The 16658-nt window shown below is 59.8% G+C and carries 16 protein-coding genes; 6 read left to right on the forward strand and 10 right to left on the reverse strand.

The genetic code is table 11. The features are described from left to right. From OIL88_09550 to OIL88_09585, 8 genes are all read right to left on the reverse strand, one after another. Positions 1-711 (reverse strand): TetR family transcriptional regulator C-terminal domain-containing protein, encoded by a 711-nt coding sequence (locus tag OIL88_09550; GenBank protein ID HJI72598.1) that lies wholly within the window; start codon positions 709-711, stop codon positions 1-3. Between the two features lie 121 nt (positions 712-832). Beyond that, a complete protein-coding gene (locus OIL88_09555; protein HJI72599.1) occupies positions 833-1690 on the reverse strand; it encodes a Cof-type HAD-IIB family hydrolase in 858 nt (285 codons plus the stop codon). Positions 1691-1805: 115 nt separating this feature from the next. Then, positions 1806-3068 carry an MFS transporter gene (locus tag OIL88_09560; protein ID HJI72600.1) on the reverse strand — a complete coding sequence of 421 codons (1263 nt, stop codon included), beginning with the start codon at positions 3066-3068 and terminating at the stop codon, positions 1806-1808. 100 nt (positions 3069-3168) lie between these two features. After that, entirely contained in the window at positions 3169-3831 is a 663-nt protein-coding gene (locus tag OIL88_09565) for a TetR/AcrR family transcriptional regulator (GenBank protein HJI72601.1), read from the reverse strand. A 74-nt stretch (positions 3832-3905) separates the two neighbouring features. Continuing rightward, complete coding sequence (locus OIL88_09570) at positions 3906-4244, reverse strand: P-II family nitrogen regulator (protein HJI72602.1); 339 nt, start codon at positions 4242-4244, stop codon at positions 3906-3908. Between the two features lie 156 nt (positions 4245-4400). After that, complete coding sequence (locus OIL88_09575) at positions 4401-5678, reverse strand: ammonium transporter (protein ID HJI72603.1); 1278 nt, start codon at positions 5676-5678, stop codon at positions 4401-4403. 198 nt (positions 5679-5876) lie between these two features. After that, positions 5877-6896, reverse strand: a complete 1020-nt coding sequence (locus OIL88_09580) for a putative ABC transporter permease (protein HJI72604.1) — start codon at positions 6894-6896, stop codon at positions 5877-5879. Positions 6897-6899: 3 nt separating this feature from the next. Further along, positions 6900-7436, reverse strand: coding sequence for an HD domain-containing protein (locus OIL88_09585; GenBank protein ID HJI72605.1), 537 nt, complete (start codon positions 7434-7436; stop codon positions 6900-6902). 228 nt (positions 7437-7664) lie between these two features. On the opposite strand from OIL88_09585, the gene OIL88_09590 reads away from it, so the two are divergent. The 6 genes from OIL88_09590 to OIL88_09615 all read left to right on the forward strand — a co-directional run bounded on the left by OIL88_09590 (position 7665) and on the right by OIL88_09615 (position 14224). Continuing rightward, positions 7665-9446, forward strand: a complete 1782-nt coding sequence (locus tag OIL88_09590; protein ID HJI72606.1) for a 1-deoxy-D-xylulose-5-phosphate synthase — start codon at positions 7665-7667, stop codon at positions 9444-9446. Positions 9447-9902: 456 nt separating this feature from the next. After that, on the forward strand, positions 9903-10898 hold the full coding sequence (locus tag OIL88_09595; protein HJI72607.1) for a glutamate ABC transporter substrate-binding protein: 996 nt from the start codon (positions 9903-9905) through the stop codon (positions 10896-10898). Between the two features lie 138 nt (positions 10899-11036). Further along, positions 11037-11696, forward strand: a complete 660-nt coding sequence (locus OIL88_09600; GenBank protein ID HJI72608.1) for an amino acid ABC transporter permease — start codon at positions 11037-11039, stop codon at positions 11694-11696. After that, positions 11693-12526, forward strand: a complete 834-nt coding sequence (locus tag OIL88_09605) for an amino acid ABC transporter permease (protein ID HJI72609.1) — start codon at positions 11693-11695, stop codon at positions 12524-12526. Before OIL88_09600 ends, OIL88_09605 begins: the two co-directional genes overlap by 4 nt. 72 nt (positions 12527-12598) lie before the next feature. After that, positions 12599-13327 carry an amino acid ABC transporter ATP-binding protein gene (locus OIL88_09610; GenBank protein HJI72610.1) on the forward strand — a complete coding sequence of 243 codons (729 nt, stop codon included), beginning with the start codon at positions 12599-12601 and terminating at the stop codon, positions 13325-13327. 87 nt (positions 13328-13414) lie between these two features. Further along, on the forward strand, positions 13415-14224 hold the full coding sequence (locus OIL88_09615) for a gamma-glutamyl-gamma-aminobutyrate hydrolase family protein (protein HJI72611.1): 810 nt from the start codon (positions 13415-13417) through the stop codon (positions 14222-14224). A gap of 3 nt (positions 14225-14227) precedes the next feature. Here OIL88_09615 and OIL88_09620 read toward each other — a convergent pair whose 3' ends face one another. Both OIL88_09620 and OIL88_09625 read right to left on the reverse strand, forming a co-directional pair. Beyond that, the gene (locus OIL88_09620) at positions 14228-14584 is read right to left on the reverse strand and encodes an Hpt domain-containing protein (GenBank protein HJI72612.1); all 357 of its coding nucleotides are present in this window, start codon (positions 14582-14584) and stop codon (positions 14228-14230) included. 24 nt (positions 14585-14608) lie between these two features. Continuing rightward, positions 14609-16489 (reverse strand): diguanylate cyclase, encoded by a 1881-nt coding sequence (locus OIL88_09625; GenBank protein ID HJI72613.1) that lies wholly within the window; start codon positions 16487-16489, stop codon positions 14609-14611. Positions 16490-16658: the final 169 nt, after the last annotated feature.

The following is a 16658-nucleotide window of genomic DNA, read 5'->3' on the forward strand; positions in this document are numbered from 1 at the left end:
TTAGTTGTTGGACTCGACGGCTGCGGCGGTGTCGGCCGCGTCCTCGAGCTGCAAGTTCAATAGCTTCATGCCATATTCCGGCACGTTGATATCGATGGGTTGGCCGTACAGGTCACCAGGGCGCACAAAAGCGAGCACCGTCATAATGCGTGCCATGGCCTCGGGCGATTCGGTAAGCCCGCGCTCAAACCAGCGCTGGATCAGGCCGACCTCGGCACTCACGACGTAGGTGACGTAGTAGTCAAAGAACGTGCCCAGCGCCAGGCCCAAAATGCCCGTCTGCGCACGCGGCACCACGGCCTCACGTGCGGTATCGATAATCTTTTTAATGAAGGCCTGATCGCCGCCCGGGCCCAGCAGCGCACCGATTAAGTCGCGGTTGGCCGCAAGATAACGCAGCAGCTCAACCGAACCGGGTGCCGGCTCGAGCTCATCGATGTTGTGATAGAGATCAGGCAGCTGGGCTGCGGTGATGAGCTCAATGCGCTCACGGATCTCGGCCAGCAAGCCGTCCTCGATCTGGTTGATAAAGTCGGGAATATCGCGATAGTGCGAATAGAACGTACGGCGCGTGAGGCCGGCACGCTCGGTAAGCGACGCGACGTTAATGCGCGAAAGATCGCCGCTTTCGGCAAGCTCGCTGGCAAGTGCCTGGCGAAGGGCACGCTGCGAGCGAAGGGACCGGCGGTCGCATTTCTCGAGCTGGGACAAGCGTCCTCCTTGTTACTCAGCCTGTGCGCTATTGCACAGTGCGAGTATTATTGCACACCGTGTGCATCAACACGTAAAGGCAATATTTAGAATGTGACGAGGGGGCAGTCCCTTTGTCACATTATTCGATGATGGTGCGGGAGTTTTGCTTGCGCATGGTGGCGAGCATGTGTTTGGGGACGGCATGGACCATGCAGCTGCCGATGGTCACGCTCGCGGCGGCCTTAGCTGCATCGCTTGCGTTTTTGGTCGCGTAGCTGTGGCGGAAACGCTTGAGCATGGCGATGTCGTTGCCGCCGTCTCCATAGACCGCGACCTCGTCCTCGGCAATGCCGTAGTAACCCGCCAGCCAGGCCACGCTCTCGCCCTTGTTGCATGCCGCGTCCGTGATCTCGAACATCACCGGATCGAACGGCGCGTTGACCACACGGTCCGAGCGCTCGGCAAGATACGCCTTAAGGTCGCGCTCCAGCTCGGGCGAGGTCACGCGACAATTGATCTTGCATACATCGTGACGCAAGATATCGCCGATCGACTGGTCGAAATACTGTTCCTCGTGATACCCGCCGCGCGCACGCATGCCGCGCATCACAATACGCTTGATGGGGCTGTCCTTTTTAAAGCCCGCCTGGTGCATCTCGAACGATCCGCTCGAAAACATGCCGTCGGGCGTGGAGCAGTCAAAACAGATATCCGGAAACTCCTTGAGCAGCTCCTCGGTGATCTGCGGATCGATGGTCCAGGTCTTGAGCACCTCGCCATGGCTGTCGCGCACGATGGACCCATTGGAGCAGCAGGCGTCAAGCGCCAGGCCCGTAAAGCCATGCTCGCCGATCGGCAACGTCGAGCGTCCAGTCGCGGGAACCACATGCAGGCCAGCCTCAGTCAACTCGCGAATGGCGCGGCGGATAGTCCTATCTGCCTCGTGCAGGGCGTTAAGCAGCGTTCCGTCTAAGTCACTCGCGAACATCTTGATCATGGGCATGCCTCTCCTTCGTCTGCACGATATTGTAGACGAGAATGAGCGTGCCCATGCAAGGGCGCTCCAACGCGCCGGGACATTCGCTCCCGCAAAGCCACAGTGCCCCAGCGCGTTAAGACAATCGCCGCAATCGATTTTTCAGCCGATAAAACAGAGCCGTCGTCAACGTCAGCACCGCCAACATGGCTGCGAATACAATCGCCGGTGCCCATCGATCATATGCAACCCCGTACACCAATTGCCCGATCGGCGTTGCGCAGGAAAGGACCATGTAAACGACCGAAAGCACTTTTCCGCAGAGTTCAGTCGGCGCTGCCCGCTGGGCAAACGCGATGATTTCAACCGACGCGATGCTTGCCCACACCATGACCCATGCCGAAGCGACCGCAAACACGGTGAACACGCATACATCTGCGCCGAACAGCAGCGTAACAATAATCGGTGCGACTCCAAAACAGATCATCGCAACATATCGACATATGCCATTGAAAGAAAAGCGATGCGGCCAAATGCCGACCAAGCCACTGCCGGCAAGACCACCCAAGCCCATAGCCACCTCAACTATCCCAACGCAGGACGATTGCATGCCGAGATGCTTTGTAACAATAATGGGAGTGCCAATCGTTAGCCCAACCAACGCAAGGTTCAAAACTGCCGCAAGCAAAATCACAGCGACCAATGATGCATTTTGCAACAGATACCGAATCGACTCCCGAAAATCGTTTCGGCATGTCGTACGAGTCGCGCCGTCTCCCATCGTTTCAGATGAGGCATTTTGCTTGAGTACGCCACCAAACAACAGAGCTGAAATCGCAAACGTTACCGACGCGATTGTGCAAAGAGCATCGATGCCAAAGCACCCATAGACTGCCGTCCCGACCACAGGGCCCAAGATATTGCTCACCATGGTCATCTGCGAAACCAATGCAGTGGCCCGCTCAACCTTCTCTTCACCCGCCATGCGCACCGTCTCAATTTGGAGCATTGGCTTCAGCAGCGATTGAACACCATATTGAACACAAAGTATCGCTACTACGACGACCGCAAGAGGCAATGAGTGCTTCATGGGGATAGACAGCAGTGATGCAGTCATCAGAGCAATGCCGAGGGCCACGAGGGCCTCGCGATGTCTTCCCCTATCCGCCAAGATTCCGCCAATCGGAGTTGCGAGTACGCCGGGTATGAACGCTATCGCCACGGCGGTGCCATATAACGTTGACGATCCGCTGCAATCGAACAAGTAAAGCGGATACGCAAAGCACAGCGCCGACAGCATCGAATACGTGCACAGCTGCGCAACCAGAAGTTCCGCGAGCCTGATTGACCGCACTGTTTTTGATTTCAACGAGACGCCGACGTCTCTCAGCCCAGCCATAAGCCCACCCCCTATACATACCACTAGTATGTATTTAATGACTTGAAAAGGGCAGCCGTGGCTACCCTCACAAATCAATTACATACCGTTGGTATCTATATTACCACTCAACGCGGTCCCATACGTCCCAAATCCGTGCCGTTGTCTGGAGCACTTCCTCGCCCAAATCGAGTCCCACCGCAGCGGCCATCTGCGCCAGACATTGTGCACGAGCGAGCATTCGCTCCTTGGGCTCGAGCGGACGGAACAGCGGCAGCAGCCAGAGATTCGCTAGCAACGATACGGCCTCCGCCGCTTCGCGCGGGCATTCGCACGCAATGGAGCCGTCGGCGATGCCCTCCTCGATCACTGGCAAGAGACAGCCATCGGCTGACTCGTCAAACGAGCCCTGGTACTGCATCGCCAGTAGACGCGAGCTTTTTACCGGATCCGCCGCAGGATGCATGCGTGCCCATAGCTCAATTTGCGGAACAACGGACTCGGGCGCGTACAGCCGCCTGAGCTTTTGGGCTCCGGTCATATTACCGACGCCAAGCATCGAGCGGCGGTGCTCAACAATCGGAGTCATCGCCCGATCAAACGCGGCGTTGAAAATCTCTTCTTTGCTCTTGAAGTGATGATAGACAGCGCCCTTGGTCATGCCGTCGAGACGGTCAACGATATCTTGAATACTCGTCCCCTCATAACCCTGTGCGCAGAATAGCTCCAGTGCCGCGTCGAGAATCTTCGCGACCGTCTCCTCGGGATATTTATTGCGACCCATAATCCGCCCATCCGCAACGCAAGTCTTGTGCCTCATTGCAGCATTTTAACGTTGCGGATGGCAGACGGTCGATTCTACACCGCGGCCGGGCCGTGTTCGCCGGTGCGAATGCGGATGACTTCTTCGACCGGCTCGACCCAAATCTTGCCGTCTCCAACGGCACCGGTGCGGGCGGCATTGCAGATGATGTCGACAATTCCGTCAACGTGCTCATCAGCGCAGATGAGGGTGAACTGCACCTTGGGGATGGTATTGACGAGCAGTTCGTTGCCGCGCACGTATTCCTTCCAGCCATGCTGTGCGCCGCAGCCCTGCACCTGGTTGATAGTCATACCGCGAACATCAGCAGCAAACAGCGCGTCTTTAAGAACCTCAAGCTTCTCCTGGCGCACGATAGCCGTAATTTTCTTCATAGTGAATTCCTCTCTTCAATAAAAGAAATGAATTGTCCTTCACATGGCACGGGTTTTCCAGGTGCCCGAGATTGCCCCGAAAGAGGAGCGCCGCGTACTTCGGTACGCAAGCGACGGCTTGAGGGGCAAGGTCGGGTGCCTGGGAAAGCCGTGCTGCTAATCGAGTCCGGAGAACGAAGGATATGCGCTCTCGCCGTGCTGACTGGCATCCAAGCCCAGCGCCTCATCGGCCTCGTCCACGCGCAGGCTGCCGCGGAACAGCGCCTTGACCACCGCGGCAATCACCAAGTCGAGCACCAGCACAATAGCGACCGTCACCACAATGCCCAGGATTTGCGAGATGAGCAGCGACATGTCACCCGTGTAGAACAGGCCGCCCTTACCGGTCCACGAGAGCTCCGGCACGCAGAACAGGCCCGTGAGCACACCGCCCAAGATGCCGCCGATACCGTGGCAACCGAACGCGTCGAGCGCATCGTCGTAGCCAAACTTGGTCTTAAGATGGCTGATGACCAGGTAACAGACGGGCGAGACGATCAGGCCCATGACCAGCGCTGCCCACGGCTCGACAAAGCCCGCACCCGGCGTGACCACCACAAGGCCCGCAACCAGACCGGTGCTGGCACCCACCAGCGTGGGGCGACCGGTGTGCACGCGCTCGACGGCAAGCCACGAGACCATGCCCGCCGCGCTGGCCGTCACGGTGTTGAGGATGGCGAGCGCCGCCGCGGCGTCGGCCTTAAACTCGCTGCCGCCGTTAAAGCCAAACCAGCCAAACCAAAGCAGGCCGGCGCCCAGCGCCACAAACGGCACGTTATGCGGACGGTAGCTCATCATGCCAAAGCCGCGACGACGGCCGAGCATTAAGCAGAGAATCAGGCCCGTGAGACCGGACGAAATGTGTACCACGTCGCCGCCGGCAAAGTCGAGCGCGCCGATGATGTCGCCGATAAAGGAACCATCGCCGCCCCAAACCATGTGGGCGAGCGGCGCATAGACCACGAGCAGCCAAATGCCCAGGAAGGCCGTCATGGCACCAAACTTAACGCGGCCTGCCAGACTGCCCGTAACGATAGCGGCGGTGATCATGGCAAACGCCATCTGGAAGGCGATGTTGATGATCTGAGGGTAGACGGCACCATCCGCAGCATTGCCCTCGGCCGCCTGCAGCACCTGGTTGAGCACCGGTAGGCACAGCAACTGGTCAAGGCCTCCAATAAACGGGCTGGAACCGTCGCCGCCGTAGGCCAGCGACCAGCCAGCAACAATCCACAGTACACCAACCAGGCCAATGGCGCCAAAGCACATAAGCATGGTGTTGATGACATTTTTGCGCCTGGACAGGCCGCCATAGAAAAACGCCAGACCCGGTGTCATTAAAAACACGAGCATGGTGCAGATGAGCATAAACGTTGTCGATCCCGTATCGTACATTCGCTCCCCCTTTGTCGCATGAACGTTGTCGGCGCTCATGATGCGGCCGAGGGGCAACTGGTGTAGACCAGATACGGCGTTGTTAAACGCTGCGTTGTCGAATGGAAACGGTGCCGCAATCTTGGAAACGGCGCGGCAACGGGCGCGAAACGAACGGGAAATACGCGAGCAAGGAAGCCGCAAACACGCCCGTCCCGGCTAGCGGCGGAACAGCTCGCGGGCTCGGTCGCGGAGGTCGGTAGCTCGGATGACGCCCTCGTAGCGATTGATGCGCAGACGCGGGAAGGCGTTAAAGAAGCGCAGGTCACGACGGCTGAGCGACACACTCGGCACCGGACGGCTCATGCGCTTGCCGGCAAGGCGACGACTGAGCGACGGACGCGGCATGCTCGGCGCGACATCGGCAACGCGGCGGGCAGCGAGCGCCAGGCCGCGAGCACCATCCGAGATAAACGTCGGCATCGAAGCCTTCTCGCGCAGGGCATCGAGCGCCGCGTCGCCCAGCTCGGCCAGCCAAGCGTTAACGGCGCGACCGCGGATATGCGTCTGCGCCACCGAGTCGATCGCCGAATCGGGAATACGTTCGAGCATAGAGTCGGAGGCGTCGGCAAGCGACTCATTGATGCGGTCGGCAAGGTCGGCACGCACACGCTCAAGCTGATCGGACAGGCGGCGCCAGCTGGCCAACGAGCACACCGCATCGACCATCATCGCGACCGCGACGATAAAGGCGGACAGCCGCACAATCAGCACCGGCAGATGGCCAAGCAGCCCCAGCAATGCCGGCTCCACTAAACGGCAAATACACAACGCACCCAAGCCAAACGCGCAGGCCCAGTACAGGCAGATGCGTCCGTGCAGGTTAAACGGCAGATGCGAGTAATCCCAAAACCGGGCACCCGTCGTTTTTTCCAACAGCACGCCCACGCTATATTCGATCACGCTGCATACGAGCGCGGCAGCGACAAACTGGCTCGAGGCGTCTGGGATTCCACGCAGCAGCAACCAGCACGCGATGCCGCCCGCACCGTAGATGGGACAACACGGCCCTAGCAAAAAGCCGCTGTTGGCAAAGCGTCCGTGGTTGAGCATGGCGCAGACTGTCGACTCCCATACCCAGCCGCAAAAACCGTAGAAGGCAAACGAGAGTACCAGCGCCGAGAGCGGACAGGCGGCAAGCGTCGCGCCGTCAAATGCCATGTCGATCGCGGTTCCCACCGTCTACCCACTCCTCTTTTCGTTCGATTCGCTGCTCACGTCATCGTCCGCCCTGTCTTTGCGCGGCAGACGGCCGGCAATCGTCTCGCGCAGCGCGCACCATTTATCCGCCAGGCACACAATCCATGCCTCACGACACGTCGGCGGCACCGGCACCAGCGGAAACATATGACGCACGATAATATTCCGCTCGCGCGGCGTCAGCTCAAAATCTTCCTCCGCACGCGCCAGGGCAAAAAACGGATGCCGAAAGCCATGCAGTCGATGGCTTGGGTCGGGATCGTGCCAGTCATAGAGAAAGTAATCGTGCAGCAGGGCCCCGCGCAGCAGCGACAAGCGGTCGACGGAGATACCGACGCGGCCCAGGCGCTCGGCAAAGGACAGACTTGCCCGCGCCACCGAGGTCACATGCGTATACACCGTCACATCGCCATGCTGGATAAACTCGCGCGTCAGGTCCAGACGGCCCTCCTGTGCCAGTTGACGGGCAGCATGGTCTACTTCGCACGCGATTTTCTCGGCACGAACGGTATCGGACATGCGGCCTCCTTCCGGCGGCGCTCGGCGGCAAGCCACAGCCTGCACGCAATGAATAAAATCATCATGGAACTTATCAGTATGGCATCGGACAAAACGTTTTGCCCCACCAGTTGGCGAATTACCGCGCCGCCGTCACATATCAAACGCCAAAATGTGCGAGACTGTCTTGTGCAATTGTGCCGGCCGAGGGAGTGCCGGCGCACGATTCGCATGGAGTAACCCACAACGATGCTGCTTACGCAAACGACAACGCCCGAGGACGTCAAGGCTCTCGATCGCGCCGAGCTCCCGCAGCTCTGCGGCGAGATCCGCCACGCCATCCTCGAAAGCTCCGCCGCCGTCGGCGGGCACGTTGCCCCCAACCTGGGCGTCGTTGAGCTTACGGTCGCGCTCCATCGCGTGTTTAACTCCCCCACCGACAAAATTGTCTTTGACGTGTCGCACCAGACCTACGCCCACAAGGCGCTGACCGGGCGCGCGTACACCTATATCGACCCGGCACGCTACGGCGAGGCCTCTGGCTTTGCCAATCCCGACGAGTCCGAGCACGATCTGTTTGCCATGGGGCACACCTCCACATCGGTGAGCCTGGGCTGCGGCTTGGCGCACGCTCGTGACCTGGCGGGCGATGCGTACAACGTCATCACCATCATTGGCGACGGTTCGCTTTCGGGCGGTCTGGCGTTTGAGGGCTTTAACAATGCCGCCGAGCTCGACAGCAACCTGATCATCATCGTCAACGATAACGACCAGTCCATTGCCGAGAACCATGGCGGCCTGTATCGCAATCTGGCCGAGCTGCGCGCCAGCAACGGCACCTGTGAGCGCAACGTTTTCCGCGCGATGGGGCTCGACTACCGCTATCTGGACGCCGGTAACGATGTGTTGGCCCTGGTCGACGCGCTGCAGGAACTGCGCAATATCGATCATCCCATCGTGCTGCACGTCTCCACCGCCAAGGGTAAGGGCTTTGAGCCGGCCCAGAGCGACCCCGAGCGCTGGCACCACGTGGGTCCGTTTGACATGGCGACTGGGCGCAAGCTCTGCCCGGGTCATCCGAGCGAGCCTGCGCCGCGCACCTATGCCGACATTACGGGCGAGGCGCTCAGCGCCGCCATAGAGCGCGATCCGCAGGTCGTGGGCATCACGGCCGCCACGCCCTACATCATGGGCTTTACACCCGAGCTTCGCGCCGCGGCAGGCAAGCAGTTTGTTGACGTGGGCATTGCCGAGGAGCACGCCGTGACCTTTGCCACCGCGCTGGCGCGCTCGGGCGCCAAGCCAGTCTTTGGTGTGTACGGCACGTTTTTGCAGCGCGCCTACGACGAGCTGTGGCACGACCTGTGCCTCAACGATGCCCCGGCGACGATCCTAGTGTTTGGCGCATCAATCTTTGGCACTACGTCCGAGACGCACCTTTCGTTCTTTGATATTTCCATGCTGGGCGGTCTTCCCAACATGCACTACTTGGCACCAGCCTGCATGGAGGAATATCTGTCCATGCTGAGCTGGTCGCTCGACCACCGCGAGCATCCCGTAGCGATCCGTGTACCGGGCATTGGCCTGGTAAGCCGCCCCGACCTGGCACCTGCCGAAGACACCGACTACAGCGCCGTTCGCTACAACGTGGTGCGCCAGGGCCGCGACGTGGCCGTGCTCGCACTTGGCGACTTCTTTGAGCTTGGCGAGCGCGTGACAAATCGCTTGGCTGCCGAGTACGGCATCGAGGCCACGCTCGTCAACCCGCGCTTTGCAACCGAGCTTGACCGTGAGTTCCTCGACAGCCTTGCCGCCAAGCATCGCGTTGTCGTCACCCTCGAGGACGGCATCTTGGACGGCGGCTGGGGCGAGCGCGTGGCATGTTATCTGGCATGCACGCCGTTGCGCACGCGCACCTTCGGCATCGCCAAGGGCTTCCCCGACCGCTACGACCCCAACGAGCTGCTCGCTCAGAACGGCATGACGGTCGAGAACATGGCCGCCGAGGCCGTGAGACTGCTCAACGAGTAAGAAAACCTCCGCAAGGGAAGCACCCTCGCGGAGGTTTTTGTTTTCACAGCTCAATTATCTCAATCTGTAACATCTAGGGCCCGAATTCCCGTCTAACTGTTACAGATCTAGACATTCAAATCCCCCTAAGGAGAAAATCTCGATCTGTAACAGTTAGAACCCATTTCCTCGTCTACCTGTTACAGATTGAGACATTCGAATTCCCTTGAATAGAAAATCTCAATCTGTAACAGTTACTCGGCAAAAACGGCTGAAGATGTTACAGATCGAGACAAAACAGTAAGGCATGCCGCTGCATCGGCCAGAACCACCACGAAGGTGCCTGTCCCTTTTTGGTAGATACAATAACCCATAAGGCAAGTATGTTTCTGAGTTATTTCGTGTTGACCCATTTGAGCGCGATGGGGTATAACTCTACTCAACCGCTAGGGATTTTATTGAGAAAGGTGTTCTACCATGAGCAAGAACCTCTCCCAGCAGGTCGTTCTCGACCGCCGCGGCTTCGTTGCCGCCACCTTCGCAACCGTCGCCGGCCTTGGTCTTGCCGGCTGCTCCGACACCAGCGCCGAGGCCGACAAGGGTTCCGCCGCCGGCTCCTCCAAGGGCTCCGAGGATACCGAAGCTTCCACCACGCTCGACGCTAAGGCATTCGACAAGCTCGTCGACAACGGCCCCAAGGCCGATGACGACGCCATCGCCGCCAGCACCTGGGCCACGGCCGTCAAGGACGCCGGCGTCTTTAAGATCGGCGGCGTTCAGACCTCTACGCTCTTCTCCCTCCTCAACGAGAAAGACGGTCAGACCCGCGGCTTCGATGCCGGTATCGCACAGCTCCTGTCCAACTACATTCTGGGCGAGAACAAGGTCGAGATCACCCAGGTGACCTCGGACACGCGCGAGTCCGTCCTGCAGAACGGCCAGGTCGACGCCGTCTTTGCCACCTACACCATCACTGACGAGCGCAAGAAGCTTGTCTCCTTTGCCGGCCCCTACTACTACACCCAGCAGGCCATCCTGGTGCTCGCCGATAACGACGACATTAAGAGCGTCGACGACCTGGCCGACAAGAACGTCGCCGTCCAGTCCGGCTCCAACGGCCCCGCCATCCTGGAGGAGTTCGCCCCCAAGGCCAGCCAGCAGGAGTTCAAGACCGACGAGGAGGCCCGCCAGGCACTCCAGCAGGGCCGCGTTGACGCCTACGTCATCGATAACAACATGCAGCAGAGCGCCCTGGTCCGCGAGCCTGGTAAGTACAAGATCGCCGGCAAGCCCTTCGGCAGCAAGGAACCCTACGGCATCGGCCTGCCGCTCGATTCCGACGGCGTCGCCTTTGTCAACGACTTCCTTAAGAAGATCGAGGACGACGGCACCTGGACCGAGCTGTGGCAGATCTGCATCGGCGACCGTACGGGCGACACCAATGTTCCCGAGCTGCCCGAGATCGGCGCCTAGGCAGCGGGCCTGGTAACGGCCGCAACGAAACCATACGGAAACGCATGATGCGCTTTATTGCGGTAAACTGTTTCCTCACTGAGTTGTCGGGGCTTCCGTACACACGGGAGCCCCTTTCCTTATCGGCGGGAGGTCCGCATGAGTCTCTCCGAACTCTGGTCGCTCTATGGCCAGAACTATATCGACGCGCTGCTAGCAACCTGGGGCATGACGCTTGAGTCGTTTGCCATCGCCATGGTACTGGCCGTCGCCGTCACCGTGATGCGCGTGTCGCCGCTCAAGCCACTGCGCGTCTTTGGCGACCTGTATGTCCAGGTCTTCCGTAACATCCCCGGCATCGCGCTGCTCATCATCGTCGTCTATGCGCTGCCGCCGCTCAAGGTCGTTCTGCCCTACCGCACCTGCGTTATCGTCGCCACGGTCCTTTTGGGCTCGGCCTTTGGCTCCGAAAACTTTATGAGCGGCATCAACACCGTCGGCGTCGGCCAGGTGGAAGCCGCCCGCTCGCTCGGCATGAGCTTTAACCGCATCCTCGCCAAAATCGTGATTCCGCAGGCACTGCGCTCAAGCGTATTGCCCATGACGAACCTCTTTATCGCCGTCATGCTCACTACCGCCTTGGGCAGCCAGGTGCCGCTTAAGCCGCAAGAGCTTACCGGCGTGGTGAGCTACATCAACACGCGCTCGCTCGGCGGCGTCGCCGCGTTCTTTATCTCGGCGCTCGGCTACCTGGGCACGGCCTTTGTGGTGAGCCACATTGGCAACTACATCGATAAGAAGGTGAGGATCCTCCGATGAGCAAGCACTCCTCCCCTGCGCTTACCATGCGCGATGCGCTCTACGAGGCTCCCGGCCCCAAGATGCGCGCCAAGATTCGCATCGGCACCGCCATCTCACTCGTCGCCGTCGCCGCGCTCGTCGCCCTGGTACTGCAGCGCTTTTATGTGACCGGCCAGCTTTCGGTCCACTATTGGTATTTCTTTACGCACCTCACCACCTGGAAGTTCTTGCTTGCCGGCTTTGAGGGCACCGTTAAAGTCGCACTCACCGCTGGCGCCATCGCGCTGGTGCTGGGCTTAGCCCTTATGCTCGGCCGCACCAGCGACATTAAGCCGCTGCAGCTGGTCTGCCGCGTGCTTACCGACTTCTTCCGCGGTGTGCCGAGCCTGCTGTTTATCTACTTCTTCTTTTTGGTGCTGCCCCAGTACAAGATCGCGCTACCGTCGTTTTGGATGCTCACGCTTCCCGTCGCGCTCGCCGCAGCCGGCGTACTTGCCGAGATCTTCCGCGCCGGCGTCAACGCCGTACCGCGCGGGCAGGTCGAGGCGGCCCAGGCGCTCGGTCTCTCCAGGGCCAAAATCACCTTTAAAATCGTGTTGCCGCAGGCTATTCGGTTTATCATTCCGTCCTTGATTTCGCAGCTTGTGGTCGTGGTCAAGGACACCACCGTCGCCTACGTGGTGAGCTACCCCGACCTCATGCAAAACGCCCGCGTGCTCATTACCAACTACGACGCCCTCGTATCGGTCTACCTGGTGATCGCAGTCATCTACATCCTCATCAACGTCGCGATCAACAAGGCCGCTGTCTATGTTTCGCACAAGACCGGCGCGACCATCATCCGCTAACGCTTTACCATTTCAAGTCATAAGGAGCCGAGCACCATGGCACAGAGCACCTCTTCCACCGGCAATCAGCCGCTGATCGAGCTCAGACACGTCGATAAGCACTATGGCGACCTGCACGTTCTCAACGACATCAATCTGTCGGTCGACCGCGGCGAGGTCGTCGTGGTGATTGGCCCCTCGGGCTCGGGCAAGTCAACCATGTGCCGCACCATCAACCGCCTGGAAACCATCGACTCGGGCGAGATCCTCATCGAGGGCGAGCCCCTGCCGCAAGAAGGCAAGGACCTTGCCCGTATGCGCGCCGAGCTGGGCATGGTGTTCCAACAGTTCAACCTGTTCGCACATATGACGGTGCTGCAGAACGTCATGCTGGGACCGGTCGATGTGCTGGGTGTCTCCAAGGACGAGGCCCGCGAGCGCGCCATGGACCTGCTGGGCCGCGTGGGCGTGGCCGAGCAGGCCGACAAGGTGCCCGCACAGCTTTCGGGCGGCCAGCAGCAGCGCGTGGCCATCGCCCGTTCACTCGCCATGCAGCCCAAGGCCATGCTTTTTGACGAGCCCACAAGCGCCCTCGATCCCGAAATGATCAACGAGGTGCTCGAGGTCATGGTGCGCTTGGCCCAGAAGGGCATGACGATGATCGTCATCACGCACGAGATGAACTTCGCCCGCCGCGTGGCCGATCGCGTCGTGTTTATGGCCGACGGCCAGATCGTGGAAACCGGCACGCCCGACGAGTTCTTCGATCACCCCCAGACCAAGCGCGCCCAGGACTTCCTCAACTCCATCAAGGGCCACTAACCCAATTGCCACGCGGGCAAATTCATCAGTAACGTTTGCTCCGCGCCACCCCTGTGCCATGTCCACCCGGATTCGAAAGCTACGCCCATGATCGGAACCCGCACCTCATCGTCCTACACTCCGCACGTCGACGTCGATCCCGCCGACCGTCCGCTCATCCTGGTCGCACCACGCTGGGAAGAAGCGAAACCCTATTTGAGCGAGACGCTCTCCCCCAACGAGGAGATTGCGAGCGTCTTTGTCGATGCCATCCTTGCCGCCGGCGGCCTGCCGCTGCAGATGTCCATCACCGAGGACATTGAGGTCATCCGTCATTACGTCGATATCGCCGACGGCATCGCCATTCCCGGCGGCCCCGATGTCAATCCCAAACGTTGGGGCGATGATCGACCCTACGACCCCACCCTCTGCTGCGAGATCCGCGATAGCTTTGAGTTTAAGCTGGTCGGCGAGGTGCTCCGCGCCAAAAAGCCGCTCTTTACCACCTGCCGCGGCACGCAGTTGCTCAATGTCGCCACCGGCGGCACCCTGTGCATGGACGTGCCAAGCCTGGGCGCGCGCGAGGGCCGCACGCAGTGGCGCCATACCCACGTGCTCAACGACCCCGTGCATCCCGTCGAGGTCGTGCCGGGCTCGTTGCTGGAGCGCGCGCTTGGCGGGCACAGGCTTATCCAGACCAACTCCGCACACCACTGCTGCATCGATCGTCTGGGTAAAAGCACGCGCTTGGTCGCCAAGGCAACCGATGGCGTGCCCGAGTGCATCGAAGTCGAAGGCCAACCCTTCTGCCTGGGCGTGCAATGGCATCCCGAGTACACCTGGCAGACGCTCGAAACCGACTTTAACCTCTGGAAGTCGTTTGTCGAGGCGGCGGCAAAGGTTAAGCAGGCTCGCTAGCTCTTATTCAGCCGCCTCGCGCAGGGCCGACATCGTAGCCGCATATTGCTGCTGCAGCGCATGCATCCCCTCGCGGGCGCCGTCAACGGCATCGGCGCCGCGCAGCGCTTCGGTTACCACGACCGCCGGCTCGTACAGATTATCGAATCCCAGGTTCTGGCTCACGCCCTTGAGCGTGTGCGCTGCCATAAACGCACCTTCGGCGTCTCCTGCCGCCATGGCGGCCTCCAGCTTGTCCATGCTCTCGTCATCCAAAAACTTGAGGGCAAAGCGGGCAAGCATTTCCCCGCCCATCAGCCGAGCGCACGCGTCGTCATAATTAGCGCCGATCTTCTCATACGCCTCACGCATGGAAATCATGGATTAAAAACTCCTTTGGTCAAACTAAATCGTGGGAAACGCGACGACGTCGGCGGGGCGTGCCAACGTCTCGGCAATTTGGTCTTGCACCTCGAGCAGGCAATCGAGCAGCAGCGGGTTAAAGGTGCCGCACTTACCGTCCAGGATCATCTGGATCGCCTCCTCGTGCGGGATAGCGTCCTTGTATACGCGCACGCTCGTCAGTGCATCGTACACGTCAGCCACCGAAACCACCTGCGCGGCGATGGGAATTTCGTCGCCCTTAAGGCCATCGGGATAACCCTTGCCGTCCCAGCGCTCGTGGTGCCAACGCGCAATCTGGTACGCATATTCCAAAAGCGCATTGCCGGCGTGATGGCTGCCCAGCTCGAGCAGCATGTTGGCGCCAATCGTGGTATGCGTCTTCATAATCTCGAATTCCTCGGGCGTGAGGCGCCCGGGCTTGTTGAGGATCGCATCGTCAATCGACATCTTGCCGATATCGTGCAGCGCCGAAGCCATGGCGATCGTGGAGCGTTCCTCATTGTCGAGGGAGATCGTGCCGCTACGCTGGACCAGATAGCCAAGCAGCAGCTCGGTCAGCTTTTCGATGTTCGTAACGTGCCTGCCGCTCTCGCCGTTGCGAAGCTCCATGACGCCGGCCATGATGTCGATGAGCATGCGACTGTTCTTGACGCGCTCGTTGTACTGTTGGGACAGCAGGTTCGTCAGGCGGCGCTGTTTGGCGTACAGGCGGATGGTGTTGCTTACGCGGCGGCGCACGACACGGGAGTCAAACGGGCGGTTGATATAGTCCGAGGCGCCCAGCTCGTACGCGCGCAGAACCATATCATCGGAATCTTCGCTCGAAATCATGATGAAAGGCAGATTGTCGATACCCGATCGGCGCGACAGATCGGCCAGCACCTCAAAGCCGCTTATGCCCGGCATGACAATATCCAGCAGCACGAGCGACAACTCATCGCCATAGCGGTCGACCATGTCGAGCGCCGTACGACCGTTGTCGGCCTCGAGGATGCAATACTCGTCCTTGAGCATCTCGTTGAGAATGGCTCGGTTCATCTCGGAGTCATCGACAATAAGCACCAAAGGCTTTTCGCTTTGGAAGGCTTCGATGGAATCGGCATCGGTCACGACCGTACCGGCTTTTGCCTTAGCGCGGCTCAATAACTGGACAGCGCGGCCAACTCCTTCATCGACCGTCTCGCCATGAATGCGAACACCGCCAACACATGCCGTCAAGCTCACGTACTCATGGCCCGGAACAATCGTGGCATGAACGGCATCGGACACCTGATGCAGGCGACGGGTGAAGTCATCGGAGGGAATATTGGGCATGACGACCACAAACTTGTCGCAGCCATAGCGTACAAGCTCGTCAGTCGAACGAATTCCGCTGCGTATGGCTGTCGCCACAGCACCGAGCGCAAGGTCGCCGGCATGACGGCCACACGTATCGTTGAAGACCCTAAAATCATCAAGGTCGATCACCGCAACGCCGGCATTCATGCGGGCGCTACGGAGCTTTTCCTCGTAATATCGGCGATTGCGCACACTCGTCAGCACGTCGGTGTAGACGAGGTCCTCTTCTGCAGCCTCTTGCTCATCGATCGGACGCACCATCAGCAGGACGTGAGGCTCGCCCTCGACCTTCAGAGGGCGCAGGCGAGCGCGGTACTCGGTACCATCATTGAGCAGCTGCTCCGATACATCATCGGAACCTGCCAAGGCCTCAAGACTCGACTGACGCAGACAAGGGCAGCGATCGCCGGCGAGCAAGCAGTTAGGCTCGCTCTTAATCTGATCGGCCGACAACAAACGCACCACGGGGTAGGTCTTCGCGACGCGGGCGACCTCGGCGGCAGCCTCCTCGTCGGTTAGATTGACCTCGTGATTATTGAGCATATGGGGCCCTTCCTATCGTTACGCACGGCAACGGTGCATATCAATTGGTACAAGGGTAGCATCTAACAGCTGAAGGCAAACGCGCGATTATCGTTACATTTTTATGACCTGGCAAACGGCGGTAATGGAGCCGCGGGCGCGCGGTTATGGGCGCATTCGTTAACAATGA

The sequence above is a fragment of the Coriobacteriaceae bacterium genome, assembly GCA_025992855.1.
In the GTDB taxonomy this organism is placed as follows: domain Bacteria; phylum Actinomycetota; class Coriobacteriia; order Coriobacteriales; family Coriobacteriaceae; genus Collinsella.